20 protein-coding genes are annotated in these 25,608 nt (G+C 54.9%); 12 read left to right on the plus strand and 8 right to left on the minus strand.

Annotated elements, in window-relative coordinates; all coding sequences use genetic code 11:
* Positions 1 to 197 precede the first annotated feature (197 nt).
* The 5 genes from KXG62_RS08305 to KXG62_RS08325 all read right to left on the minus strand — a co-directional run bounded on the left by KXG62_RS08305 (position 198) and on the right by KXG62_RS08325 (position 7,396).
* The gene (locus KXG62_RS08305) at positions 198 to 1,220 is read right to left on the minus strand and encodes a LacI family DNA-binding transcriptional regulator (protein ID WP_218091480.1); all 1,023 of its coding nucleotides are present in this window, start codon (positions 1,218 to 1,220) and stop codon (positions 198 to 200) included.
* Between the two features lie 298 nt (positions 1,221 to 1,518).
* Positions 1,519 to 2,403, minus strand: coding sequence for an ankyrin repeat domain-containing protein (locus tag KXG62_RS08310; RefSeq protein WP_218091481.1), 885 nt, complete (start codon positions 2,401 to 2,403; stop codon positions 1,519 to 1,521).
* Between the two features lie 113 nt (positions 2,404 to 2,516).
* A complete protein-coding gene (locus KXG62_RS08315) occupies positions 2,517 to 3,152 on the minus strand; it encodes a DedA family protein (protein ID WP_218091482.1) in 636 nt (211 codons plus the stop codon).
* A 233-nt stretch (positions 3,153 to 3,385) separates the two neighbouring features.
* Entirely contained in the window at positions 3,386 to 4,267 is an 882-nt protein-coding gene (locus tag KXG62_RS08320; RefSeq protein ID WP_218091483.1) for an amidohydrolase family protein, read from the minus strand.
* A 9-nt stretch (positions 4,268 to 4,276) separates the two neighbouring features.
* On the minus strand, positions 4,277 to 7,396 hold the full coding sequence (locus KXG62_RS08325; RefSeq protein ID WP_218091484.1) for a GNAT family N-acetyltransferase: 3,120 nt from the start codon (positions 7,394 to 7,396) through the stop codon (positions 4,277 to 4,279).
* A 203-nt stretch (positions 7,397 to 7,599) separates the two neighbouring features.
* Here KXG62_RS08325 and KXG62_RS08330 point away from each other — a divergent pair, with 203 nt between their 5' ends.
* The 8 genes from KXG62_RS08330 (at position 7,600) to KXG62_RS34620 (ending at position 18,069) form a co-directional block, all read left to right on the plus strand.
* The gene (locus KXG62_RS08330; RefSeq protein ID WP_246627352.1) at positions 7,600 to 8,469 is read left to right on the plus strand and encodes a carbohydrate ABC transporter permease; all 870 of its coding nucleotides are present in this window, start codon (positions 7,600 to 7,602) and stop codon (positions 8,467 to 8,469) included.
* Between the two features lie 30 nt (positions 8,470 to 8,499).
* Positions 8,500 to 9,486, plus strand: coding sequence for a carbohydrate ABC transporter permease (locus KXG62_RS08335; protein WP_246627353.1), 987 nt, complete (start codon positions 8,500 to 8,502; stop codon positions 9,484 to 9,486).
* Between the two features lie 137 nt (positions 9,487 to 9,623).
* Positions 9,624 to 10,781 (plus strand): efflux RND transporter periplasmic adaptor subunit, encoded by a 1,158-nt coding sequence (locus tag KXG62_RS08340; protein ID WP_218091485.1) that lies wholly within the window; start codon positions 9,624 to 9,626, stop codon positions 10,779 to 10,781.
* Positions 10,782 to 10,804: 23 nt separating this feature from the next.
* Positions 10,805 to 12,196: an ABC transporter permease gene (locus KXG62_RS08345; protein ID WP_218091486.1), complete on the plus strand. Its 1,392-nt coding sequence runs from the start codon at positions 10,805 to 10,807 to the stop codon at positions 12,194 to 12,196.
* A gap of 5 nt (positions 12,197 to 12,201) precedes the next feature.
* Positions 12,202 to 13,623: an ABC transporter substrate-binding protein gene (locus tag KXG62_RS08350; protein WP_218091487.1), complete on the plus strand. Its 1,422-nt coding sequence runs from the start codon at positions 12,202 to 12,204 to the stop codon at positions 13,621 to 13,623.
* 105 nt (positions 13,624 to 13,728) lie between these two features.
* Positions 13,729 to 15,882, plus strand: a complete 2,154-nt coding sequence (locus KXG62_RS08355; protein WP_218091488.1) for a hypothetical protein — start codon at positions 13,729 to 13,731, stop codon at positions 15,880 to 15,882.
* 91 nt (positions 15,883 to 15,973) lie between these two features.
* Positions 15,974 to 16,678, plus strand: coding sequence for a response regulator transcription factor (locus KXG62_RS08360; protein WP_218091489.1), 705 nt, complete (start codon positions 15,974 to 15,976; stop codon positions 16,676 to 16,678).
* A gap of 635 nt (positions 16,679 to 17,313) precedes the next feature.
* Positions 17,314 to 18,069 (plus strand): sensor histidine kinase, encoded by a 756-nt coding sequence (locus KXG62_RS34620; protein WP_425517337.1) that lies wholly within the window; start codon positions 17,314 to 17,316, stop codon positions 18,067 to 18,069.
* Between the two features lie 238 nt (positions 18,070 to 18,307).
* Here KXG62_RS34620 and KXG62_RS08370 read toward each other — a convergent pair whose 3' ends face one another.
* Complete coding sequence (locus KXG62_RS08370) at positions 18,308 to 18,640, minus strand: winged helix-turn-helix transcriptional regulator (protein WP_218091491.1); 333 nt, start codon at positions 18,638 to 18,640, stop codon at positions 18,308 to 18,310.
* Positions 18,641 to 18,807: 167 nt separating this feature from the next.
* On the opposite strand from KXG62_RS08370, the gene KXG62_RS08375 reads away from it, so the two are divergent.
* Positions 18,808 to 19,707: an NmrA/HSCARG family protein gene (locus KXG62_RS08375; protein WP_218091492.1), complete on the plus strand. Its 900-nt coding sequence runs from the start codon at positions 18,808 to 18,810 to the stop codon at positions 19,705 to 19,707.
* Between the two features lie 201 nt (positions 19,708 to 19,908).
* Here KXG62_RS08375 and KXG62_RS08380 read toward each other — a convergent pair whose 3' ends face one another.
* Positions 19,909 to 20,226 (minus strand): nucleoside triphosphate pyrophosphohydrolase, encoded by a 318-nt coding sequence (locus tag KXG62_RS08380; RefSeq protein ID WP_218091493.1) that lies wholly within the window; start codon positions 20,224 to 20,226, stop codon positions 19,909 to 19,911.
* Between the two features lie 250 nt (positions 20,227 to 20,476).
* On the opposite strand from KXG62_RS08380, the gene KXG62_RS08385 reads away from it, so the two are divergent.
* Positions 20,477 to 21,679, plus strand: a complete 1,203-nt coding sequence (locus KXG62_RS08385; protein ID WP_218091494.1) for a macrolide family glycosyltransferase — start codon at positions 20,477 to 20,479, stop codon at positions 21,677 to 21,679.
* Positions 21,680 to 21,833: 154 nt separating this feature from the next.
* Here the strand turns inward: KXG62_RS08385 and thrC are convergent, their stop codons facing one another.
* Positions 21,834 to 23,222: a threonine synthase gene (gene thrC, locus KXG62_RS08390; RefSeq protein ID WP_218091495.1), complete on the minus strand. Its 1,389-nt coding sequence runs from the start codon at positions 23,220 to 23,222 to the stop codon at positions 21,834 to 21,836.
* Positions 23,223 to 23,558: 336 nt separating this feature from the next.
* Here thrC and KXG62_RS08395 point away from each other — a divergent pair, with 336 nt between their 5' ends.
* Positions 23,559 to 24,092: a hypothetical protein gene (locus KXG62_RS08395; RefSeq protein WP_218091496.1), complete on the plus strand. Its 534-nt coding sequence runs from the start codon at positions 23,559 to 23,561 to the stop codon at positions 24,090 to 24,092.
* Positions 24,068 to 25,489, plus strand: a complete 1,422-nt coding sequence (locus tag KXG62_RS08400) for a hypothetical protein (RefSeq protein ID WP_218091497.1) — start codon at positions 24,068 to 24,070, stop codon at positions 25,487 to 25,489. The genes KXG62_RS08395 and KXG62_RS08400 overlap by 25 nt, the downstream gene beginning before the upstream one ends.
* The last annotated feature ends 119 nt before the right edge of the window (positions 25,490 to 25,608 follow it).

The following is a 25,608-nucleotide window of genomic DNA, read 5'->3' on the forward strand; positions in this document are numbered from 1 at the left end:
GTCGGGCCGGGCGAGCGACCAAGCCGGTTCCAGCGGCGCACAGCTCTTCCTGTTCTTCTATGCTCGGAGAAAGGCAGCTTTGGCGCTTCAACCTTAGCCGCCGATGGTACGGCCGCGCCTGTCTCCTGCTCCCAATGGACTTTTGCCATATCGCTGCAAACAGGCAAGCCGCTGCGGCATCGTACGAACCGCATGACTTACATGCTTTCTCTTCGCATCAGCTTCGCCGGCAGCCATATACGCTCGGTATCGTCCAGGCTCCGGGCACCTTCGATGTATTCAATAATTCGTCGGCCGGCGGCTTCCCCCATCTCCGCATAAGGCACTTCCACGGCGCTCAAGGAAGGAACGAGCCCTTCGTTCAGCTGCTCCGTATTATCCGCCGCCATGATCCGCACGTCTTCGCCGATGCGCAATCGCAGCTCGTACGCCGCGCGATACACCGCCACCGAAGCGCGAGACCAATTCGTGATCATGCTCTTCGGATGCGAATCATGCCGCAAAAGATCAAGCCACCACGTCCGGTCCTGCGGCCATTCCTTCCACTTGCGGCGGATGAGGCGCGGCTCAAGCCCCCTCTCCTTCATCCAGTCGCCATAGGCTTGAACCCGGCAGCGGTCTCCCCAGTTCGGTGTATACTCGGCCCGGCTGTAAATTTCAACATATACCGGCGGCAAACCTGTTCGCGTCCAAGCGTAGCCTAGCGCCATGCGGATGCTCTCGGCATAATCCATCTGAACGGACGCGATCTCGCCATTCTCCGGGTAGCCCTCGACAGAAACATACGGAATACCGAGCCGCAGCACCTCCCGCTTCCATTCCTCATCGCAATAGCCCGTCGTATCCTTCGTAACGATCCCGTCGATCCGGCGCTGCTGGAACAGTTCGAACAGACGGTCCCGGCTATCTCCTCCAGCCCCTGCGCTGCACAGCAGCACGTAAAATCCGCGTTCGCCGCATACTTTCTGCAAGCCCTGCAGCATCTGGGCAAACAGCGGATTTTGCAAATCGCCGTAAGCAGCAATGCATTGGCTGCGCCCGGTTCGCATGCCTTTGGCCTGGACATCGACGGCGTAACCCAGCTCCTCGATCGCTTTCAGCACCGCGCGCCGCTTCTCCTCGCTTACGCCGATCCCCGGCGTATGATTCAGTACGGCGGACACGACGCTGCGGGAAACGCCGGCCCGCCGGGCCACGTCAAAACTGGTGACTCGCTTCATCAATAACACCTCTTCTCATAACATAACACGTGTTATAACGCGCGTCAATCCGACGTAGTACCGCGGGTGTTTGAAGCGAACACTTTTTCAAGGGATGGGGGAATATGATTTTCATTGTGCGCGAACGTCAGTATCGCACTACTGCACTGCAGCGCTGCGCCCCCGCAGGTCGAGCCCGGGAAGCGCAGCGCGCGCGGCCCTCGACGCGCATTGCGGTACTGCGCAGCGGTCGATCGAACCCAGCGTACAAAAAAAGGAAGCGAGGAAGCCGCACCGCTCCTCCTCGTTTCCCTCTACTTTACTGCTGCGCTCCCAAGCTTTTCAGCAGCCGAGCCATATCCGGCTTGTCCCGACGTTCCGCTAGTTGCAGCGGCGTAGCGCCGTCTTTCGGAGCGGCTGCATGCAGATCGGCGCCGCGTCGCACCAGCAATTCCACCATCTCCGCGCTGTCTCCACCGGCCGCCCAGTGCAGCGGCGTGCCCCGGAAGTGGAAGCCCGACGGCATCGCGTCGATTGCGGCTCCGCGATCGAGCAGCGCAGCGGCGCTCTCGATCCGGTTGTTGATGACGGCATAGATCAGCGCCTGCTCCAGCCGCTCGTCGCCGGGCGTTTCAGGCGGGAGCGCGCCGTTGATCGGCGCCGCATGCGCACCGGCGCTCGGAAGCAGCCGTCCGTCTGCGCCGAAGAAACGCGGCAGCATGCCGGTGAGTCCGAGCCCGGCGGCGAATTCCAACGTGACGACCGCGCCGCGTCGTACCAGCATTTCCGCCGCATCGCGGCAGCCGTAGAAGAGGGCTTGCGCCAACGGGCGCATATCGCCGTCCAGCCCGTCTGCCGATGCGCCGTTATCGATCAGCAGCTCGGCCATCGCAGCATCGTTCGAGCTGACCGCCCACTGCAGCGATGTCTCCCCTGTGTCCGGGTCGACGGCGCGTGCATTGACGTCGGCCCCCGCGGCGAGAAGCGCACGGCCGGTCTCCAGCTCGCGCGGAAAATGTCCCGGCCAGTCGCATAAATGGTTCAGCAGCGTACGGCCTTTTTGCGACCTTGCGTGAGCCAGCTCTGGATGCTCGTGCAGCAGCCGCTCGAGCGTTTGGACGTCCCCCGTCTTGACAGCATGAACCGCCGATGCAAATCTTTCCCCCAGCTCACCTGCTCCCAGCGCGTCTTCGATCTCGATCATGGATTCATCTCCCGTATTTCTTTTTCATGGACCCGCCGCGCTTCTCTCGATAAACTCTTTTTTCCATCATATCACGCCGTATCTGCCTATCCTATTTTTTTATCGGCCGCAGGCTATTTTCGCTCCAACGCTTTGCGGCCTCGCGGCCAGAGCTTTCGGACGATCGCGGCTCGATTGTGCCGAACGATGAGCCCGATCACAAGCGCTGCCGCCGCAACGGCCGCCGCCATCCCCGCATACCGGGAAATCAGATGGAGCAGCTGCTCGATGTTCCGGCCGAACACATGGCCAAGCGATACATACAGCATAACCCACGCCAACCCGCCGATATAGTTGTAGATGAAAAACGTGCTCCGCTTCACTTTCAGCATACCGGACACATATCCGGTAAAATGCCGCAGGCCGGGGATAAAGTAACTGACGAGAATAAGCTTGTCTCCGTACTTGTTAAACCAGCCGGATATTTTCTCTCTGCGCTCCCGGTTCATGAACATATATTTGCCGTATCGGTCAAAAAAAGGCGTTCCGAGCTTATAGCCCAAATAATACGTAAGCGTCGTCCCTGCGATTGCGCCTACATAAGAGCAAAGGACGATGACAGACAAATGAAAGCTTCCGTAAGTCGCCATATGACCGGATATGGCCATGGCCAGCTCTCCCGGAAACGGCAGTGCCAACGATTCCGCAAACAATCCGAAAAATAAAACGAAGTATCCGTACTGCTCAAAAAGCGCATTCATCGATTCCATAGAAAACTCCTCCAGGCTGATTCGATCCTCTTTCCTCTGCCTAGTTTAGCTAAAATGGACGCTGTTCTGAACGGTCTGCGGTTTAGTTTGGAAGCTGGACCATGGTCTTGGAGGAGCTATGACTTGAGGCTAATGGGGATGGTTTGCCGGAACAACGGCATGCCCAAACAACCGGCAGCACCATGCAGCCGGTTGTTACGTGCGTCGTCTGATGAAATTTAGAAGCGAAAGATTTAGCCAAGCAGCTCAGCCAGCCTTGGCTCAATGCGCGGAAACAGCTGCAGTGCGTTGCGATAAAATACTTCTTCATGATGCTTTTCCGGTATGAGCCGTTTCACGAAATCGATATACACGTCGATCGGGGCGAGCGGCCAGTCGGTGCCGAACAGCATTTTCTCATAATGGTCGGCATACACGAGCGCTCGGCGAAAATGGTCCATGAACAACGGCTCGTTCATGAAACGGTCGAATTTGTGTCGGTTGCCTACGACGAGGCCGGACAAATCGGCGTACACGTTCGGATTCTTGGCGACGACTTCGGCTGCGTCCATCACCCATGGATCTCCAAGATGGCAGATCATGAAGCGGACATCCCGCTGCTGGTAAGCCAGTTCATCCACCGTGAGCGGGTGCGAATATTTCAGCAGCCCGTTCATGGAATACGTGTCTCCCGTATGAATGACGACCGGGACGTGGTACCGCTTCGCCAGTTCATAGACTGGTCCGTACACATGATCGGTGACGAAGTAATGGTAATATCCCGCATACAGCTTGATGCCGGCAACGTCGGCGGAAGCGAGGCGCTGCTCGATCTTATCCAGCTCCTTCTTGCCTTCCGTCGAAGCGAGCCGGACCGGATTGATCCCGACGCACTCCATAAGAAAGGGCGGCATCGTTTCGACGAGGTCGAGCCCCATCGGGTTCGCCGCCTGGGAGTCGGGGAAGGCACCGCGCGTCCGTTCCTGCACGCCCATCCCGATCCCGAGAATGACGTCATTGCGGTCGAATTCCCGTTTCAGACCGCTTGCCGAGTAATCGACGCCGGAAAGGTCCCGTGCGGTGGAATGAAAGCTCTCGATGTCGGATAAATGGATATGAATGTCGATAATCGGCATGACTACCCCCTATAATTGATCTTCAAAACGAAGCTCCGCCAATGCCCGCAGCTCTTTGTATGTCAACGGCATGTCGGCAAAAGCGAAAAACACGGGAGCTGTCCATGCGGATGCCCCGGCAGGCAGCGGGCGGCTCTGCGAAGCGCTGTATTCCACAAGCTGGTTGTTCGTGTACGCCTGAGCGTTCGAGCCCGGATACCGGCTGACGGCATGCACGATCGTCTGCCGATGATCGGAGCCGTAGCGGATCAACCCTTCCGATGGCAAATCGCCGCCGACTTTGCCGCAGCGGTGGCGAAATTCACCGCTGGCTTCCATCCAGCCGTCAGCCAGCGACCGCCCGGGATGGATGAAGCTGTTGATCGTGCTTCGGAATGAAGTGTAGGACATTCCGGAGCGGTTCGTCAAGCGCGTGCAGCAGCAAAGCACAGGCGCTCCCGGAAGCAGCAGCGCGAACAAGCTGAGCTCGATGCCGCGGTTTTTCTTATGCTTCTCGATATGCGTATGCAGCGCGACGCCGCTCCACGCGTTCCCCAGGCTGTCGGTAAAAGTGACGAATTCGGCGCTCCGCCGCTCTTCCTGCTGACTGAGCGGCGACATCCCTTGTACAGTGGCGGAAATGCCGCCGTGCCAAGGGTTCCACCACGAACGCGGGCCCGCTTCCGGGAAGGAACTGTCGAGCCACGGTTCGCCGTTGAACGAGAGAGAATGCAGCGCCGCGCCGAACTGCGGCGACGCCTCGAAAGCGAGCGGACCGTTCGAGCAGCAGTACGTGTCCCCGGCAGCACTGCGGCGAATTTCCTGTACCACGGGATCTTGCGTGACGGGAATGAACGCAGTACTTCGTTCGAAGCGCAGCTCGCCGGTTTCAAACCGCATGCGAACCGGCTCGATCGTCCCGGGCTGCCGCTGCGGGAGTGCGAATGCCGCCGTAGAAACGGCATCCATCTGACGGAATGTCTCCTGGATCGTCTTTGCCGCAAGCGCATCGCTGTGGAACGACAAGGTCATGCTGCCGTTCAGCGGCTGGTTGCGGTGCTGCCGGATATGCAGCTTCGCGTCTGGACCGATGAACGGATTCCCTTCGTTCACGCTTAATTCAAAGTGATCTTTCAGCAGCGGCCGCACCGGGTCTCTCCGCTTCTGCGCATACGAGCGGAAATCCCACCAATCCGTATACGTGCCGGTGGCAAGGAAAGTGGACGGAGTACGAATCGTTTCCCCGGCAGCGAGCCGGCCAAGCTCATGCTCGATACCGAACTGCCACTCAATCCGTACAAGCTTTGCGGAAGGATGCCAGCAAAATCCCGAGGACAGCTTCTCGCCGCGGCTGAACAGCCAGTTCTCGGAGATACGCTCGACTTCCCAATCGTCGAAGCCCGAAGCGTGCCGGTCCTCCAGATCATAGTAATGCCCGTCATACGGCAGAACCAATCGGTTTGATCGGTGATAGAACGGTTCGATAAAGTACAGTTCCTCATCGATCGCCTCCGCCGATTCGTTCCGTATTTCAAAATAACGCTCCGCCATCCCGTTGGCACCGAGCTTCGCGACGAACTTAAAATGAACCGACGGGTAATCGTCCGAACGATACTCCGCCTCCAGCGCCATGACGTCCCCATCTTCGTACATGCGGACCGATTCCGCCTTCTTCTTGGAAAATTCCGCCGAGTACGGTTTTCCGATGCGCGGAAACGTCCATACCGTCTGGTTGCTCCCTTGGAAATGGGACGGTCCCACATCATTGTTCGTCTTGTTCAGCTTCAGCGTATGCGGACCGTTCACAACAATCCAGTGATCGACCGCATCGCCGCCGAAGCGACCGGTATTTCCTTTAAAAATACCGTGGAGCCTGCGATTGAACGTGATCGCCGCTCCGCCGGCGCTACCCGGCGCGGCTCTCATCTCTATAGTTTGGGAGTAGAGCCCGAATCGGTGCAAAGTATATGCGATCGGCACGGTCGCCTTTTCTTGGGCAGGAATGCGGACAGATACGCGGGCATCTTCGAATTCGATAAATTCGGAGGAGGGAAGCTCGAATTCGAACAGCGCCGGCTCTTTGAAGTTATTTTCGAACGTCAGCAGCGCTTCTCCCGGAACTCCTGCGTATTGCTCCTGCCCTTTGACCTCCAGCTTCACGTTGGCCGGAAACTTGGGCTCGATCCCAGTACGGAACTCGGCCTTTTTCCCATTGATCGTCCAACGAGACACAACGGCCGGGTGCGTTTTCCAATCGCTCTGCTCCTCCATCACCGGATCGAGCTGAAACTCGCCGACCACGACCATGATATCCGGCACTGTCACCGACTGCTCCAGCTCGAATCGGATGTTTTTGTCATCCTGCCCCCGAATCGCGCATGTCAGCGGCGCGCCGGATTTATTGCGGATCACGTAACGGACCGGATACGCGCCGCCGAACACCAGGTCATGGGTATCGATTTCGGTATGAATCGAATAGTCCGGCGTTTCGATCAGCCGTATGCCTCTGCCTGTCTTCTCGAATTCCACGCGAAGCGATGTTTCGTCCTTGCGCCATACGTATTCGAAATAATCGAAGCCGTGCTCCGACCGTCCGTCGGGCCGGATGTCCAACGGTCGAACACTATCGGCGTACCAATCGATTCGTTCCAGATAAGGCTGTAACGCTTCCGTCTTCAGTACGGTCGGGATGAAATTCATCAAGTGCACGGAGTTGTCTTTCTTTTCCCAGAAAAATCCGCACTTCTTGTACATCGGAACCGCTTTCGTATTGCCGGCCCAAGTGAACAGATCCAGCCTCGGCCATCCCATGTCCACCGTCGTCTCAACCGCTTTAAGAATAAGCGCTTTGCCGACCTTGCGGCCGTGATAGTCCGGCCTCACATTGAGCAGCGGTACGTACAGCGCCCCTTCGTCCTGCTTGTAGTGGGAGAAGCTGCAAAAGCCGACGACCTCCTCACCGTGCATCGCAAGGAATACATTTAGGTTGCCTGCATTGTCCAGCTCCCGGGCAACGCTCTCGGCGCTGCGGACGCGGCTGCCCCCGCCCCAGCTTTCCTGACTCACATTCCACATATCTGCGACAGCTTGGGCATAGCGCGGCTCGTATTCTACGATTTGTACAGAGTCCAGCACATGTACGGATTTCATGATCCACCTCTCATCCGGATATTTAATTTTCCATTTTAAGGAATGAACTTCCTTTCATTGTAGGTTTGGCCGATGACCCGGTAAAGTGAATTTTTATTTATAACGATGTGGCCCCCATGAATGCCATGAATGCCCCCTCATTTTCTAAGCAATTTCTAATTTACGTTTGCGAGAATGGGTTCAGAGGAAGGAGGTAACGATTTGTGTTAAGACGCTTGCGCAACCGCGAGGGACTGACCGCGCTGCTGTTTCTGCTGCCGAGCTTAGGCGGGTTTGCCGTATTTTTCCTAATTCCGTTCATTATGGGGATTTATTATTCGCTGATGGACAGCCCTGTTGACGGCTCGTTCGCGGGACTGGCCAATTACCGCGAGCTGTTAAGCAATCCGGTATTCCGGCGTGCGGCTGTGAATACGCTGGTGTTCACGGCGCTCTGCGTACCGCTGAACATGGCGCTGTCGCTTGGGCTGGCCATGCTGCTGAACCGCAAGCTGCCGTTTCGCCAGACGTTCCGGATCGCGTTTCTGGGGCCGCTCGTCGTACCGGTCGCCTCGGTCGTGCTGGTCTGGAAAGCGCTGTTCGATCTGCATGGATCGCTCAATGGATGGCTCGTTTCGTGGGGGATCGCGCCGAAGGATTGGATGGAAAGCAGTGCGGCGTTATTCGTGGTCATCGTGGTCTATTTGTGGAAAAATATCGGCTACAACATGCTGCTGTTTCTTGCCGGGCTGCAAAACATTCCCGCGGATTACTACGAAGCGGCGTCGATCGACGGCGCCGGGAAATTCCGGCAGTGGCGTTCGATTACGCTCGTCTATTTGACCCCTACCGCCTTTTTCGTATTCATCATGTCGATCATCAATTCATTCAAGGTGTTCCGGGAGACGTACTTGATCGCGGGCGATTATCCGGACTCGAGCATTTATATGCTGCAGCATTACATGAACAATATGTTTAAATCGCTCGACTATCAAAAGCTGACCTCCGCCGCGTTCCTGATGGCGATTGCGATCGTGCTGCTCGTCTGGATTTTGTTTCTGGCGGAAAGACGCATCAGCAGGACGCTCGGATAACGGGCTGCGCCGCTTGGAAAGGAGATTTCGATGGAAACAAGCAAAACGCAGTGGACATCCTCAGTCCGAAGCCCTATGAACGGAAAAAGCGGCGGTCCCGGCGCTGCGCCGGTCATTCGCCCGATACTGCGCTTGTCCCGTTTCGGCCGGAATGCCAGGCAAATCGCGCTGGCCGTCATTCTCGCAGCGATCACGCTCATCCTGCTGTTCCCGATGGCGCTGACATTCGCGAATTCGTTTATGACGGAGTACGAAATTACGAACCATTATGCCCCTCTGTCGGGAGACATGACAAATTCGGCAAATGGAAACGAGAGCGCATTCGTCCATATGAAATGGATTCCTGAACGGGTGACGCTTTCGCAATATTATACGGTGCTGATCGGCAGGCCGCATTTTTTGTTCATGTTCTGGAACTCGGTCAAAATGACGGTGCCGATCATCGCTGGCCAAATTGTCGTCGCCTCGCTCGCAGCGTATGCCTTCGCCCATTTGCGGTTTAAACTCCGCGAGCCGCTGTTCTTCCTGTACATCGTCACAATGCTGATGCCGTTTCAGGTGACGCTCGTGCCGAATTTTATCGTAGCGGACCGGTTGGGCTTGCTCGGCTCGCATTGGTCGATCATATGTCCGGGCATCTTCAGTGCGTTCGGCGTCTTCCTGCTGCGTCAGTTCATGACGTATGTCCCCGGCAGCTACATCGAGGCGGCGCGGGTGGACGGAGCGAGCCATCTGTACATATTCGCCAAAATTATGATGCCGATGTGCAGCACGGGGGTGGCCTCCCTCTCGATTCTCGTGTTCATCGATAACTGGAACATGGTGGAGCAGCCGCTCATCTTCTTGAAGGAAGCGATGCAGCAGCCGTTGTCTGTGTACTTGTCCGTCATCGGCGAAGAGGAGCGCGGAATCGCTTTTGCCGCTTCCGCGATTTATATGCTGCCGCTGCTGCTGATCGCCCTTTATGCGGAGCGGTATTTGGTCGAAGGTATCCAGTTGTCCGGGATCAAAGGGTAGTTGCAGAAAGCCCCCAGCGTACACCCTTGGCAAAACTCAGCTGTTGCTTACGAAGTGGCTTTCCTTACAGAAAGCCACAGCGTATGCTTTCGAAGCCATTTTTGCCCCTGGCAAAACTCTTAGGAGGAAAAAAATCCATGAACACAACAATGGCCGTTGCAGACGAAGAACGCGTCAAGAAGCAAGCCATTCGGCGGGCCATTCTCATGTTCGTCCTGGTTATGCTCGCATTGACGTTCTTCTCGAATACGCTGCTGAGCCTGTCGCTCGCAGAGGTGACGGTGGAGCAAGCCGTGGCCGGCGTCTTGTCGCACGAGGTGTCGGGCACGGGAACGGTAGAGGCTGCGGAAATGGCCGATCTGTACGTCGAGACGAACTGGGCCGTGCAGGAGGTGAACGTCGAGGCCGGCGATCAAGTCACAGCCGGACAAGTGCTGGCCGTGCTCAAGACGCGAGAGGCCGAGGATTCGCTACAGGACAACGAAGCGAGATATGCGCAAAAGCAGCTGAGCCTGCAAAAGCTGCAGGACAGCTATGCGGAAGCGTTCCGCAGTGCGGACGACAAGCAGCTGCGCAATATCGCCCGCGATATCGAGACGGCGAAGCTCGACATGCAAATTCTTGAGCGGCAAATCGCGAGCACACGGCGCCAGCTTGCGGAATTTTCGCGGATCACAGCGCCGGCCGCGGGGATCGTCACCGAGGTAAATGCGGTCAAGGGCGCGCCGGTCCCCAGCGGAAAGGCGGCCGTGCGCATCGCCGACTTGTCCAAAGGCCACAAGCTGAAAGCGACGATTGCGAGCGTCAAAGCACAGTACGTGATTGCCGGAGACACAGCGGAACTGATGTTCTCCGCGCTGAACAACGCGAAGATCAAAGCGACGGTCACCGAGATTCGGGATGCGGCCACCCCGTCCGGTTCGGCCGGTTCAGGCTCATCCGCGTCGTACGGACAAGAACGGAAGGAACTGACCTTCCGGCTGCATGACGATCGACTAAAGGGCGGAGAAACCGGCGAGTTCAACATCGTCAAGAAAACGTCCACATTCCGCGCGCTGCTGCCAAACGATGCGATCCGCGAAGACGATCAAGGGAAATTCGTGCTTATCGTCAAGGAAAAAAAAGGACCGCTCGGCACCGAATACATCGCGCAGCGCGCTTCCGTACAAACCGGAGATGCCGACGACAGCAAAACCTCCATCGACAACGGCGTTACGCCGCTCGATAAAGTGATCGTCTCCAGCAGCAAGCCGGTGGCCGACGGCGAACGGGTGCTGCTGACCGTTGGAACATAACGATGCGTAAGGAGATCAATGCTATGCCGCGTTTCCGATTAGCCGATTGGCTGGTGTTCGCCGGCGTGCTGCTGACGCTGGCAAGCGTAGGGCTGCTATCGTCCGTAATTGCCGACTGGGAGCACGTGAACGGCCCGCGCGGGATGCAGAAGCTGACCGTCCATCTCGACCGGTCCGCCGTATCCTCCGGCACCGCAGGGCTTGAGCTGAAAGCGGCTGAGCAGCTCGCCGCCAAATGGAGCCCGCTGCCGGTCGCCTATTCAGCCGAAGGACACACCGGCGCGTCGTTCGACGGTGTCACGGTGAACAGCGATGTGTTCGGCGTAAGCAACAATTATCGTGATTTCACCTCATTTCCGATGAAGGCCGGCACGTTCTTCACGCCGACCTCCGTCGCCGAGCATAGCCGCGTCGCGGTCATTAGCACGCAAGCGGCCGACAAGCTGTTCCGTTCCGCGCAGGTAATCGGCAAAACGATCGAGCTGTACGGCGTGCCGTTTTCCGTCGTCGGCGTGTACGACAACAACGTCTCCCTGCTGCGGCACATGTCCGATGACGGCGTCCCCGACCTGCTGATTCCGGTCACCGCCATGTTCGGCGTGAACCGCGAAGCGCGGATCGATACGCTGCAGCTGGCTGCGAAGCCGGGCACGGCGGCCGTGAACGGGGAGGCTCAAGCGGCAGCGGCGCTCAAGGCGATCGGCGCCAATCCGTCGCCCTATCGCACCCAGAACGACATGCTGTCTCACGTGCGAATCATCCAGTGGCGGTCCTTGCTGCTATTCCTTTGCGGCGCCGCCGCCCTCCTCCTGCTCTTGCGGCTTGCCGTCAGGCAGTGCGCAGCGGTGTATACGTCCTTGTGCCGCAAGCTGACAGCGCTGGACTGGCTTGATGCGATCCGGAGCGAACGGCGCATGCTGCTGCTGCGCGGCCTCGCCGTCCTCGCCGTCCTCGCGCTGGCCGCCGGTGCGGCGGGCTTGTGGGGGCTGATCCGCTTCCGCCTGTACGTTCCGCTGGACTGGATCCCGGAGCAAATCATCGACGTCTCGTTTTACTACGAGAAGCTGCAGCGCTTATGGCACCAGCAGGCGATGCAATCGGGCTATGTTCCCTCGCCGCAGGAGCGGCTCACCAGCGCCGCCGGCCAGCTTGCAGGATATCTCTTTTTCGCAGGAACGATCCTCGGTTTACCACTGCTTCTGCTAGGCGTCCGCTTATGGACAATGAGCCGGGTGCCGGTCGTATTGCAGCTGCAGCGGCTGTTTCTCCATATTCCGGTGACCGGCGCCGCCGCATTCGCCATCGCCCGCTGGGCCGGCATGGATTATTTGATCGACCCGCGGGAATACGCCGTGTGCTGCCTGCTCTATATCGCCGCGGTTTTTCATTATAACAACCTTAAAGGGAGTGAATGATTCACATGTTAAATATCCCAACACGTAAACCTTCGGTCGCCATATGCTCGCTTGCATCCATCCTGGCCCTTGCCGCTTGCTCGGGAAATCAGGCCGTTCCCCCTTCCTCCAATCCAGGCGGCGCATCCGCAGATTCGGCAGCGAAAACCGTCACGCTGTCCGTCATGACGTCGGATCGTTTTCTTGAGCTGGCCAAGCAGCAATTCGAGCAGGCGCACCCGAACATTACAATCGAAATCAAAGAATACGTCGCCGCTCCACCCGCTCCGGCAGCAGGCAAAGGGCAAAATATGGTCGTCATGAACAAACCCGACCCGCAAAACACCGAGAAATTCGTCAGCTCGGTAGGCTCAGAGCTCATGAGCGGCAAAGCATCGGACCTGATTGTCATGAACGGACTGCCTTACAAAAAGTATGCCGACAAGAAGCTTTTGGAAAATATAAGCGACCTGATGAGCAAAGATTCCTCATTCCCAAAAGACAATTACTATACATCCGTGTTTGATGCGATGAAATACAACGGCGCCTTATACACGATTCCGGTCAAATTCGGATTAAACATGTGGCTTGGCAATCAGGCCGTTCTGGACAACGCCAAAATAGACGACAGCAAATGGACATGGAGTGATTTCAAAAAAATCGCAAGCGGCTGGCTGACGGATAAAAATAATGACGGAAAGCCCGATACGTATCCGCTCGGTAAAATCGATCCCGCTCAGCTGGTTACGACCATGCTTGGCAGCAGCTTTTCCAAGTTCGTCGATACGAACGGGAAAAAGGCGAAGTTTGATTCGCCGGAGTTCATCAACCTGCTGAAGCTGGCCAAATCGATGTACGACGATCAAATCATCCCGGCCGACAATGTGGACAATGTCATCATCCAACCGAAATCCAACATCATGATGTACATGGATATGTACTCGATGCCGAAGATGTCGTTCGATGGAAAAGCAGGCTATTATAACTTGCCCTCGGAAAACGAGGCGAAAGGCACGGCATTTACGACCTCCATGCCGGTTGCGATCAACAGCAAATCGGCGAACAAGAAGGAAGCGTGGGAATTCATCAAGTTCTTGCTGTCGGATGAAATGCAGTCCGCCAAAGAATTGAACGGCTTTGCCGTCAACAAAAACGGAGCGAAAGCGCAGCTGAACAGCTTAAAAACGTTAGGTACGGGCGAAGGCGGGGCCGGTAAAGGATTGCGGCTCAATTTAAACGGCAAAGAATTGGCGCTGCAAGCCGCGACCGATCAGGAAATCGCTGCGATGGAGAAGGTGCTGAACAACGTCAAGGTATATGCCGAGACCGATTCAAAAATTACAACAATCGTGTCCGAGGAAACCGCCTCGTTCTTCCAGGGTCAGAAATCGGCGGAAGACGTCGCGAAAGTCGTTCAAAACAAAGTGAGCACCTATTTGCAGGAGTAACAGCCGCAGGCGCGCACGCATCGGCCCGCAGCCGTAGGCGGCAACTTGCTTCCGCTAGCGGGCCCGCGCTGCCATGCGACGTGCGAAGAAGGAGGATGGTTCATCATGAAGGTTCAACGTTCGATCGCGGTTTGTTTCGTTCTGCTGCTGCTCTTGCATGCCTCGGTGATGCCGGAGGGGACATACGCCGAATCTGGAGAGGCTCCGCTTCCGGCGGAACGCGCAGCCGATTCTCCATCCATCCGCTCCACCGTATTGGGAAAAGCCGTGCTCGGGGACGCAGGCTCCATTGAGCTGAAAGACGCGATGCTGCTGCCCGGCGACGATGACGGCATGCTTACCTTTACTTTAACCGTGAGCAACGGCGGGCCGAACGAACTCGATTTCCTGAATTACTGGGTTCGTCTGCAATCCGATTCCGGCGATTCGTTCACGACCCATTTGCTGCCTCAGGATCAAAATAAAAACACCATTCCGGCCTATACCAGCCGGGAGTTTCGCTTTTACGCGAAAGTAGACCGCGCGATCGGTCTCCACAATCTCGTATTCACCTTGATACAGCTGGACTTTTCGGCAGCCGGCTACGAAAGGACGCTCGCCCGGATCACCGTTCCCGATCAGTACAACCCGGCGGCTCCAGCCGGAGAAGCGCTTCGCTTCAGCATCGGGGGCGTTCCGTTTGTCGGCGCCATCGTCCGCAACGCCGTCAGCCGGAACAACGATTATTACTTGCCCTCGCTCGATTTCGAAATGACGAGTGCGGGCACGAACAGCGTGAAGCTGCCGGACCTCTCCTTCGCGATTCGCACGAAGAAAGGCCAGACCTATCCTCTGCAATCGACCGTTTTTGCGAAAAACGCCGACATCCAGCCGATGGATAAAAAGGAAGGGCGGCTCACCGGAGCCATTCCGCGTGAGGCTGGTATGGACGGCTGGGAACTTGTTATCTCGCAGCCCTTCGCCGGGAGCGGCAGCGGCGATAGCATGACCCTGCCCGCCGCCTTCTTCGAAGTGCCGGCCGCGGTGGCGAAGGACGTCTCCATCGGCAACGATTACGACTTTAAGAGCAAGACCGGGACGTATACAGCCCGACTGACGTCACTGCAGCGGCTGCCATGGGACGATCAAGATATTTTGGCAGCGACGATGACGATTGCCAATCCCGGAAGCGAGCCGCTTCCGCTGCCGGACCTGCAGGCTTATTTCAAGCTGGAAGACGCCGTGACGATCGAAGCGCAGCTTATGCGCAGCGACCGGATTGTCAGTCTGATGCCAGGGAAGCAAGTGACGTTTCAGATCGCCGGCAAAATCCCGTACACCGGCGAATTCCAGTCCGTACAGCTGTTTTTGCAGGAGAAAGAAGCGGATAACCATGTTAACGACTTGCTCACGTTCCATCATAACCGCGAGCTGATGAGCATGACCGTCATCCCCGCTGCCGGGACGCGGACGCTGAACGATACGGGCTTCAGCGCCGCCTATACGATCCGGGCCGTTCATACGTTTCAGGGCTATACCGGCGACCTGTTCGCGATTCAAATGGAGGTGGAGAATCTGGAGAAACGCTCCGCCGAGCTTCGAAAGCAAGTCGCCCAAATTCGGGCGGCGGACGGCACGGTCTTCCCTGCGCGCATGACGGACGTCGGCAAGCTCAACCCCCGGGGCCAAGCGCTTCAAACGGTTTGGACGACCCTTCCCAGAGACTATGACACGGACGGCATGCAGCTGATTATCGGCGATGAAGTGTCTGTTTCCTCTTCGTCCGGTTCGAACGGGACCCGGCCGGAAGGCTACGTCAATGCCGCAGTCTTCCAACTGCCCGCGGAGAGCAAGGAACCGAAAGCCGGGTTTGCCGACCTGGACCTCTACCCTTATTCGATCACGCTAAGCCATATCGGCACGCAGATCGATTTTACAACGGGCAAAGCGCAGCTCAGCTTCGATTACGAATTGAAGAAAACCGCTCCTGTCGAAGCGGACATGAAAGACCACAAGCTGATCGTTGAGCTTCAGGATGAGCTTGCCATGAGCGGCAAGGAATTGCTCATGAGCCAGACGTACGATGTAGGCGGAACGGACGCGGCAGCGTCGCTTCAGCTTGGAGCGCATGATGCGACCATCACCTATACGAACAAAGACAAAATTTATAGCATCAAGGACATGAAAACATACCGTTTGAATGTCTACCATCAGTTTCAAAACGGGCAAAAGAAATTGCTTGCGACCGAAGAGCTGGACTGGTTCGTTTACGCCGACTAAGTCATGCGGATTTTAATCTAGCCTTCATGTTTTCCCGATATACTGGGAACACGAATGAATCCGGCCAGAAGCAAACACAGGGGGAAGACGGATGAAACTGCTTGTCGTCGAAGACGACGTTCATTTACTGCGAACGATCCAAACGCTGCTGGAGGAAGAAGGGTACCACGTCGATCCGACCAGCTGCGGCGAAGAAGGCTGCTATTGGGCGGAACAAGGCATCCATGATTTGCTGGTGCTTGATCTGATGCTGCCGGGAATGGACGGCTTCCAGATCGTGCGCCGCCTCCGCGCCAAGCAAGTGCTTACGCCGATTTTGTTTCTTACGGCGCGAGACAGCGCCAATGATATCGTCAAAGGCCTGGATACGGGAGCCGACGATTACATGACCAAGCCGTTCGAGGTGCCCGAGCTGCTGGCCCGCATACGCGCCCTGCTGCGCCGTCGCGGCCCGGTGGACAACGAGGGCGGGATATCGTATCAAAAGCTGGTGCTGATGATGCGTACGAAAGAAGCGTTTATCGGCGGCGACAAGGTGGATTTGACCCAAAAGGAATTCGAGCTGCTCGAATATTTCCTGCGCAACCGGGAGCAAATCTTGACCCGTGAGCAAATCTGCACGCGCGTATGGGGGCTGGAGTCCGATGTCGGCTCCAATGTCGTCGAGGTGTATATCTATTATTTGCGTAAAAAGCTAAAGGCGCATGGATACGATCATATGATTCAAACGGTCCGAAACGTCGGTTACATGTTAAAGGAGAACGCGGCATGTTCAGGAAAATCCGTACCCGGCTGACCGTACTTCATGCGGCCGTCTTCTTCGTTATTCTCGCCTGCCTCGGCTTGATCATATATACCGAACTGCGCCATCAGCTGTATGTTAAAGTGGATGAGTCGCTGCGCTCCAGATTGCAGGGGGTGCAGGTGTTCTACACTTCCTCCGACTCCAGAGTGCCGGACGAACGCGAAGAGGACGATCTCCCCGGAGGCGCGGCCGTAAAAAGAACAATGATCCAAATCCAGGGCATCGATCCGCGGGTGTTCCTCGTGCTGTGGGACGAGAACGGCACGCCTTATCCAGTTTTGGCCGGAACCCATTACGACGAGGCGGTGGATGTATTCAAGCCATACCGTTCGGTCCGGACGCCGGAAACGGTCAAGGTCGGCGATCATTACTACCGTCTGATTGGAGTCGATTACGACCCTGCTTCCAGCGAGAGTCTGAAAATAATGGCCGACTTGTTCCGCGCCAAGCAGCTCTCCCTTGGCCTGCATCTCCCGGCTACCGGACCTTCCGGCCCCATCGCGTCGCGCATTGTATCGGTGCAAGCGATCAGCATCGTCGATTCCGAGCAGAACATCCTGAGAAAACTGCTCGAGCTGATGCTGCTCGGCATCGCCTGCGGCGGCGCAGTGACGGTACTGGCCGGCATGTACCTCGCCAATCAAGCCCTGCTGCCCATTCGCCGCTCGTGGGAGAAGCAGCAGCAATTTGTTGCCGACGCCTCCCATGAACTGCGGATGCCGCTGTCGATCATCCGGGCCAATGCGGAGCTTGTATTCCGCCATCCGGATCGTACAATTCTGGACATGAGCGAGCCGCTGTCCATGGTGCTCTCCGAATCGACACGGATGGGCAAATTGACCGATCAGTTGCTAACCTTGGCCCGCGCCGATTCCGATCAAGACGAGATCATCCTCAAACCGCTGCACGTGGACGAGATCATCCATGAGGTGGCGCAAAAATTCGAGCCGCTCGCCGAGTTGAAGCGGCTGCGGCTGGAGACGAAGCTGGAGAGCGGACTCGAAATGCGGGGAGACCGCGAACGGCTGCATCAGCTATTCGTCATTCTGCTGGACAACAGCATGAAGTTTACGCCGGAGAACGGCATGATCCACATCGCTGCCCGCCGGCAAGGACAGTTGATCGAGGTCTACGTGAAAGATACGGGAACCGGGATCGCCGCCGAAGATTTGCCGCGAATCTTCGATCGCTTCTACCGAGGCGACAAATCGCGAAGCCGCAGCACCGGCGGAACCGGACTGGGTCTGGCGATCGCGCATTGGATCGTATCGAGGCACGGCGGGGATATCGCAGCGGCAAGCGAATCCGGACAAGGCACGACGATGACGCTGCACTTGCCTGCCAGCCCACGAAAATCCACTTCATGGCCGGACGGCGGCTAACCGATAATCGGGCTTCAAGCCTTGTTGAAACATTGGTGCCTTATGTCAGAAGCCGCCGCCTGCTCTCGGCGGATGCGTTCAGAGGTCTGCCTTTCTGGTGTTTGTTCAGCCGTCCCACGTCGTATTGTCGACTCCTTAAGTGTCGTTTAAGGAAACTCACGGTCCGTAATGCGCTCTGCTTCCTCTCTACAAGAAATATAACTAAAGCCAGTCAATTCTGTATGAGAATGACTGGCTTTTATTCATCTGGTGTCGCGATCCATTTTTCTCCCCATTCGCGCATTTGAAGGAGTATTGTCCGATACTCCTTGCCCTTTTCCGTTAAGGAGTACTCCACGCTTATAGGGATTGTTGGGAATACTTGACGATTTACAATTTTATAAAGCTCTAAATGTCGCAGGATATCTGTTAAAGACTTGATGCTAATGTTGCTCAAATTTCTACGCAGCTGATTGAAGCGCTGAGGACCATAATATAATTGAGAGATTACGAAGAACGCCCATTTGCTGCCTATCACTTGTAACGCTTCATTAACAGCGGCAAGGCATATTTGCTCATCATTTCGGTTCAAGCTATCACTTCCTTACATGTAACTTACCATTCGTAAGTACAACTAAACAAAGTGTCTTCTTACAAAGATATATTATTTGATTTAATATTTCAATTGGGTATATCACTCCCCAAGGAGACTTGGCGAGGTTTAGAAAAGCCCCGACAAATCCATGAAGGAGGAAGCATATGGCTTCATTTAATAAGACGGTTTTAGTTTTAGGAGCTACCGGCCAGCAAGGGGGTGCGGTAGCGGCACATCTACTGACTGATGGTTGGCAAGTACGTGCATTCGCTCGTGATACTTCAAGTAAGGCAGCCCAGGCTCTTGCACAGGCTGGAGCTCAGCTTGTCTCAGGGGATATGGGCGAACGTACTTCGCTAGATGCTGCTATGCAAGGAGTGTACGGGGTCTTCAGCGTTCAACCCCCGATATGGGAGCCTAGCGATGCCTCTACAACCGTAGAGATTCAATTGGGTAAAAATGTAGCTGATGCGGCAAAAGATGCCAGGGTTCAACATTTCGTCTATTCATCGAATAGCGGCGCTGACAAACAGTCCCGCTTTCGTTACTTTGCCAAGTGGGAAATTGAACAATATATTAAGTCGCTTGGACTTCAAGCAACGATATTGCGCCCTTCTGGATTTATGGAAAGTTACGTTAGCCCTTTTTATGGTGTTCAAAATGGAACATTAGCAGAAGCCACCAACCCGGACGTGCCTGCAAAGTGTATAGCTGTGGATGACATCGGTGTATTTGCCATGCTTGCCTTCAAACATCCCGATAAATTTTTGGGTAAAACGATTGAAATCGCCGGTGATGCGTTGACACCACCTAGTATTGCCGCGGCCTTGACTCGTGCGACTGGTCGCCCGGTCAACTACGTCCAGATTCCTATAGAAACTGTACGTCAGCATAACGAAATCTTGGCCCGAATATATGAATGGTTGAACGGAGACGGCTACGAAGTAGATTTTCCGACATTGCGCAACCTTCACCCTGGTCTTATGAATCTCGACACTTGGCTAGAGAAGAAGGGTAAAGCGATGTTCGAAGTTCTTTTTCGTTCTAACCAAGCAAGCGAATGAACATAATATTCTCATTCAGGTGGAGACGGACTCTCCACCTTCTTAATGCCCATTGCGTGCCCATTGCGGGTGCGTAGCGAACGAAAGAAGCAACCCTGCTTGGTATCGATCTTTTCACCTTGATTGAGAAATTGAAGAAGGACGAAGTTGCCGATAGAAAAAAGATCGACCGTACCGCGTGTTCCGAAACCGATCAAGCTTCTACTCGACGCGTATCAGAAACAGCCTCTGTTCGAAGCCGCCTCGTTCCGCCTTTTTGTTCTGCCGGATCGTTTCAAATTGCTCGATCGTTACGCCCCTGCTCTGCAACGCCGCATAGACGAGCTCGACGAGATCGGCCAATTCCTCCACCCGATCCGCGCCTTCCGCCGCCATATATTCATCAAGCTCCTCCTGGAGCTTCTTATCCAGCATTCGCTTATATTCCTGCTCGTCGAGCGTGCGGTACTCCGCGCGCTCCCCGTTCGCTTCGATGATCTCGGGTATGCGATCCCTTACGAGTTTATAATATTCGGTCATTGGGCCGGCTCCTTCGCAGGTTGTAAAGTCTTTCCTTTATCATTATAATAGAACATATGTTCCATGACAAGTCATCAGGTATTCCTTAGTGTCCGTCCCCTATGCGGCGGATCCATATAACGGTTAACGTTTTGTAATTTTCCCATAATGTACTATGATAAACTTGATTCCATTATTGGATTCGAGCGACGGCATAGCAGCCCTTACTTTCACACCATTCGTGAACAGCAACCATAAAGGAGTGGAACCCATGGCTCGTGTATTATTTATTAATGGCGGATCGGAAGGACATATCAATCCGACGATTGGCGTGGTCCAAGAGCTGATTGCCCGCGGAGAAGAGGTCGTGTACTTTTGCGTAGAAGCTTTTCGGGAACGCATGGAGAAGACAGGCGCTACGGTGCGAACATTTGACGATCAGAAATTTATAAAAGCCTTTATCTCGGGCGGCAGAAATTATTTACTCGAAAGAATCAACGGCCTATTGCTTACGGCGGATGTCGTCATACCGACCGTTCTGGAACAGATCAGAGGAGAGCATTTCGATTACATCATCCATGACTCCATGTTTGGTTGCGGGCATCAGCTTGCTCAAATTCTCAAGCTTCCGGCCATCAGCTCCTGCACTTCTTTTGCCCAAACAAAGGCGTCATTCGATCAAATGCTCGAGCCTTTCTACACAAAAGTCCCTGCTGAAATAACAAAACCTATCATCGATACCTATCACAGCCTAACGGCCAGGGTGAAGGAAAAATATGATGTGGAGATCCATTCCCCTTACGAAGTGTTTTGCAATCCTGCGCCATTGACCATCGTTTATACACCGCGGGAGTTTCAACCCGATGGCGAAGCGTTCGACCCATCCTATAAATTTGTAGGTCCCTCCATCGCTTCACGCGCGGCTTCGGAAAACTTCGATTTGAGTACAATCAAGGGGAAACATCCGATTTACATCTCCCTGGGTACCGTCTTTAATCAAGCCATTGATTTCTATAAGCTTTGTTTTGAAGCCTTAGGAGACACCGATCATACGATTGTCATGTCTGTCGGAAAGAGGACGCAAATCTCCGACTTGGGGGAAATTCCCGATAACTTTATCGTGAAAAATTACGTTCCGCAAACGGATGTACTGCAATACACTGCGCTATTTATTACCCACGGCGGAATGAACAGTGCCAATGAAGGTCTCTATTACGGGGTTCCGCTCATTGTCATCCCGCAAAGCGCGGATCAGCCGATCATTGCCGGGCAGGTCGCCAATCTCGGAGCAGGCATGACATTGCAAATGCAAAGCTTGACGGCGCCTCAGCTGAGGGAAGCCGTAGCTCATGTATTAAGCCGCTCTACTTTCAAGCAAGCAGCCGCGGAGCTAAAGGAGTCATTCCGGAGTTCAGGCGGATTCCGCCAAGCGGTGGATGAGATCATCGAGTTCAGCCGTCAACATCGTCGCTGAATGTAAAAACGTTTGACACTGTGCACAATAGATTGGCTCGCATGACATTCGGTATGCGCCGGTCACTCGCGGCCGTGAGTTATCCGTACATATGAACTAAAATGAGGACCTTGCCTTTGGGCGAGGTCCTCATTCGGTCTAGCTGATGATCGGGTTAAAAGAACGTCAGGAGCTCCTTCTTGATCTCTTCGTTGGTTCCGCCAACCACGCGTTGGAATTGCGGCATCCCGAAGAGCGCTTGAATCTGCTCCGGATAAGTCTGATGAATATGGCGCAGCTGAATGGCTTCATCGAACTTCGCCGGGTGGGCGGTCGACAGGACAACCGTTACTTCCCCCGGAGGCGTCAGCTTGTCTGAAGCAGCCGCTCCGCACGCCGTGTGAGGATCGAGCAGGTATCCGTATTTTTCATGATACTCGCTTATCGTGTCCAGGCACTCTTCATTCCCGACGCTGTACGCTCCGAAATCGGCCTGCACTTGCTTAAGCGCGTCACCGATGATGTCGATGCGGCCTTCGGCTTTGAACCGGGCCATGAACGAGGTCACGGCTTGGCTGTTCTCCCCGCATAAGTAATACAGGTAACGCTCGAAGTTGCTTGCGACTTGAATGTCCATGGACGGGCTGTGGGTGCCGCGGAACTCGCCAGGCTGATATACGCCATCCTGCACAAAGCGCGCCAAAATATTGTTCTCGTTCGTCGCCAAAATCAACCGGTCGATCGGAAGTCCCATTCGCTTGGCCAAGTAACCGGCGAAAATATCCCCGAAGTTGCCTGTCGGTACGCTGAAATGGACCTTCTCCGAAATCCCCTGGTCCGCCAAACGGAAATAGGCGTAAAAATAGTACACGGCTTGCGCCAGAATCCGGGCGATATTGATCGAATTGATCGCGCGGAGATGATAGCGATGCTTGAATTCAACGTCCGCGAACAGCTCCTTAATGATGCGCTGACAGTCATCGAAGGTGCCTTCTACGGATAAATTCAGCACATTGGCGTCATCGACCGTAGTCATCTGAAGCTCTTGTACTTTGCTCACTTTCTGATGCGGGTGCAGGATACAGATGCGGATGCCTTCTTTTCCCCGCACGCCCTCGATCGCCGATGCGCCCGTGTCGCCTGACGTCGCACCCAGAATGTGGATGATGGAATTCGTTTTACCGGAAATATACGAATAAAGGTTACCCAGGAATTGCAGAGCAATGTCCTTGAAGGCGAAGGTCGGCCCGTGAAACAGCTCCAGCACATACCGGCCATCATCAAGACGGCGGACCGGCGTTACGTCCTCGTGACGGAAGGTCGAATAGCTGTCGTCGACCAGCTTCTTGAGATCTGCCCGCGGAATTTCTTCATTAACATATAAAGAGAATACCTCCAGCGCAAGCTCCGGATAAGAGAGCTTCTGCCACTTCTTCAGGAGGTCTTCCGATAGTTTAGGAAGTTGCTCCGGGACAAGCAGGCCGCCGTCGTCGGCCAGTCCCATTAATACAGCGTCGATGAACCCGATCGGGGACACTTGGCCCCGAGTACTGACATATTTCATGTAAAATCCCCTCATGTGAGTTATTTTTTATCTATTGTATCAAAAAGTTGCGCAACTAGATACATGCGATCCTTCCGGAAACCGCATGACAAACGCTTACATGCAAAAAAGAACGGACAACTCTTCGTTTTTCGTCTGCATAAACCATTTTCGGCAGGCCGCTTTGCCGGAAAAAGGACCCCCTGCGAGTTCTTTGGGCTACGGTTACGAAGCGGAGCATTTGCCGCTGTCACAGCTGCCGCTACTACCGGGTGACAAGTGCCGGGAAAATTTTTATAATAGAGGAACTAGTAATTTAGACCTATTACAGACTAGAAGGAGGCACTCCGTCCCATTATGCTCAACAGAACGATTCTAGTAGTAGCCCCCGAGAAATATGCGAAGCAGGCTCGTCAGCTTGCCCATCAGATCAATAAGAAGGAAGACTTCAATAACGCCGTCTTCTGGACCGAGAAGCATTACCAGGACAATGAAATGCAGCTTACCAAAGATAATTTGATCATCTTCATCGGCGATGCGAAGGAAAATAAGTTTACCAAGGATTATATCGACCTGATCAAGCCGGTACACAGCGACGGCGGGATCTGCTACGGCTATGATCAGAACAAAGCGTTCGTGTATGCGGATGAGAAGCATTTTGACAGCAGCACGTTCCAGATCATTAAAAATCTTTATGATAAGTCATCGATTAAGGATGCGTGGCCGTTGCTTTTACCGATGGGGCCGGCAATCTTCGTGGCGAACAGCATCCGCAAAATGTTCAAAGAACATCGTTCCATTGCAAACCAGAAGGAGCTTGCAACCGCCGCAGCTGTACAGCTTCTATTAGATAAAGGGTGGAATCAATGGGTAAACCAACAAGCGGGGTGAACGCTTCTGATTTCGAGACCAGCTTCCGGCTTGGTGCGGAGGCATGGGCAGGCAGTCAAGGAGCGTCTTATGGCGCACAGTACACGAATAACGTAGAACAGGCCATTCGACAGGCAACGGATGCGCTGCGGCAAATGGGCGACAGTACCGGAAATAAGGGACTTGATTATGCCAAAGGCGACATCGCCGAAATCTGGCATGCCGAGACCTTTAACATCGATGCCTCCCGGCTGGGAAAAACGAATGTATCCGCCCGTGCGCCTAGAGATACCGGAGCGGCGGATATTCGATTCGGTTCTTCGCCCGATCTCAAAGACGCGCAGCTGAAGTACTATAAGAACGGCGAGGAAACCGCCAAAGCGATCAGCAATCCCAAGTACGGCCAAATGGAAAAGGTTGTGCCTTCCGATCAGCTGGAGGAAGTCAAGCGTACGGCCGAAACACTCAAGCAAAAAAATGAACTGCGCCGGCCTGAGCAGGCTAAACAGTATGAGCACACCGCGAAGTCGGCATCGGATCGCCTTAAGGAAGGCGGTGTGGAATCGAAGCCTTTGTCCGAAGCAGAAGCGAAGCAAATGGCTAAAGAGCTTCGGGATGGGACCTTTGATCCGAAGAAATACGGGCTCCATATCGATTCCGTTGTCAAATGGTCCGATATCGCGCGACAATCCGGGCAAGCTGCTGTCCATGCCGCTTTGTTCAGCCTGGCGCTGAAGTCCGCACCTCTGATGATGGATATGCTAAAAAAGGCCATGCAGGAAAGTGCGGTCGACCCTGGGGAATTCCTTTTGAAGGGGATTGATGCCTTTCATGACGCGGTGTGGGACGGTCTTCGCGGCGGAATCGCTTCCTTCCTGACGATCAGCTGTCAGAGCGGACAGATCGGCTCCATGTTCAAACAGGCGTCCCCTGACATTATAGGCGCTGCGACGGTCGTAGCTGTCAATGCCATCAGGAATGCGATCAAGCTGTCGCGCGGGCAGCTTACCGCAAGTGAATTCGCAGATGCCTGCCTGATGGATTCGATCGTCGTTTCCTTCGGTCTGCTGGGAGCGGCGGCAGGGCAAGCGCTTATACCGATTCCGCTGCTTGGCTCACTCATCGGAAACTTGATTGGCGGTCTCATCGGCACGCTTGTTTACCAAGGCAGCAAAAGTCTGATCATGACATTAGCCATTGATCGCGGCTGGACCCTATTCGGCTTTGTCGATCAAAATTATACGGTTCCGCGCGAAATGCTGGCGAGAACCGGCATTCATCTCATCAAGCTTTCATCCATCCAACTTAACCCATTGCAATTATCCACGATTCAACTGCATCGTCTGTCCGTTGGCCGGATTCAGATTGAGCCGCTGAGCCGTGGCTTACTACGCGCGAATATGGTTGGTTATATATAAAACAGCGGCAGTCCAGGACTTCGTTTCCAGTCCAAGACTACCGCTGTTTTTTTATTACCGGGTCGGTCTATCACTTATTGCAGAGGATTTCGATGCTTCCAAGCTGTAATCTCTAGGCT

The sequence above is a fragment of the Paenibacillus solanacearum genome (genome assembly GCF_910593845.1).
GTDB lineage: Bacteria > Bacillota > Bacilli > Paenibacillales > NBRC-103111 > Paenibacillus_G > Paenibacillus_G solanacearum.

What these genes read in the sequence shown, in the direction of transcription:
- KXG62_RS08305 (WP_218091480.1), bottom strand. Translation starts at nt 1,220, where the DNA reads ATGAAGCGAGTCACCAGTTTTGACGTGGCCCGGCGGGCCGGCGTTTCC.
- KXG62_RS08310 (WP_218091481.1), bottom strand. Translation starts at nt 2,403, where the DNA reads ATGATCGAGATCGAAGACGCGCTGGGAGCAGGTGAGCTGGGGGAAAGA.
- KXG62_RS08315 (WP_218091482.1), bottom strand. Translation starts at nt 3,152, where the DNA reads ATGGAATCGATGAATGCGCTTTTTGAGCAGTACGGATACTTCGTTTTA.
- KXG62_RS08320 (WP_218091483.1), bottom strand. Translation starts at nt 4,267, where the DNA reads ATGCCGATTATCGACATTCATATCCATTTATCCGACATCGAGAGCTTT.
- KXG62_RS08325 (WP_218091484.1), bottom strand. Translation starts at nt 7,396, where the DNA reads ATGAAATCCGTACATGTGCTGGACTCTGTACAAATCGTAGAATACGAG.
- KXG62_RS08335 (WP_246627353.1), top strand. Translation starts at nt 8,500, where the DNA reads ATGGAAACAAGCAAAACGCAGTGGACATCCTCAGTCCGAAGCCCTATG.
- KXG62_RS08340 (WP_218091485.1), top strand. Translation starts at nt 9,624, where the DNA reads ATGAACACAACAATGGCCGTTGCAGACGAAGAACGCGTCAAGAAGCAA.
- KXG62_RS08345 (WP_218091486.1), top strand. Translation starts at nt 10,805, where the DNA reads ATGCCGCGTTTCCGATTAGCCGATTGGCTGGTGTTCGCCGGCGTGCTG.
- KXG62_RS08350 (WP_218091487.1), top strand. Translation starts at nt 12,202, where the DNA reads ATGTTAAATATCCCAACACGTAAACCTTCGGTCGCCATATGCTCGCTT.
- KXG62_RS08355 (WP_218091488.1), top strand. Translation starts at nt 13,729, where the DNA reads ATGAAGGTTCAACGTTCGATCGCGGTTTGTTTCGTTCTGCTGCTGCTC.
- KXG62_RS08360 (WP_218091489.1), top strand. Translation starts at nt 15,974, where the DNA reads ATGAAACTGCTTGTCGTCGAAGACGACGTTCATTTACTGCGAACGATC.
- KXG62_RS34620 (WP_425517337.1), top strand. Translation starts at nt 17,314, where the DNA reads ATGTACCTCGCCAATCAAGCCCTGCTGCCCATTCGCCGCTCGTGGGAG.
- KXG62_RS08375 (WP_218091492.1), top strand. Translation starts at nt 18,808, where the DNA reads ATGGCTTCATTTAATAAGACGGTTTTAGTTTTAGGAGCTACCGGCCAG.
- KXG62_RS08380 (WP_218091493.1), bottom strand. Translation starts at nt 20,226, where the DNA reads ATGACCGAATATTATAAACTCGTAAGGGATCGCATACCCGAGATCATC.
- KXG62_RS08385 (WP_218091494.1), top strand. Translation starts at nt 20,477, where the DNA reads ATGGCTCGTGTATTATTTATTAATGGCGGATCGGAAGGACATATCAAT.
- thrC (WP_218091495.1), bottom strand. Translation starts at nt 23,222, where the DNA reads ATGAAATATGTCAGTACTCGGGGCCAAGTGTCCCCGATCGGGTTCATC.
- KXG62_RS08395 (WP_218091496.1), top strand. Translation starts at nt 23,559, where the DNA reads ATGCTCAACAGAACGATTCTAGTAGTAGCCCCCGAGAAATATGCGAAG.
- KXG62_RS08400 (WP_218091497.1), top strand. Translation starts at nt 24,068, where the DNA reads ATGGGTAAACCAACAAGCGGGGTGAACGCTTCTGATTTCGAGACCAGC.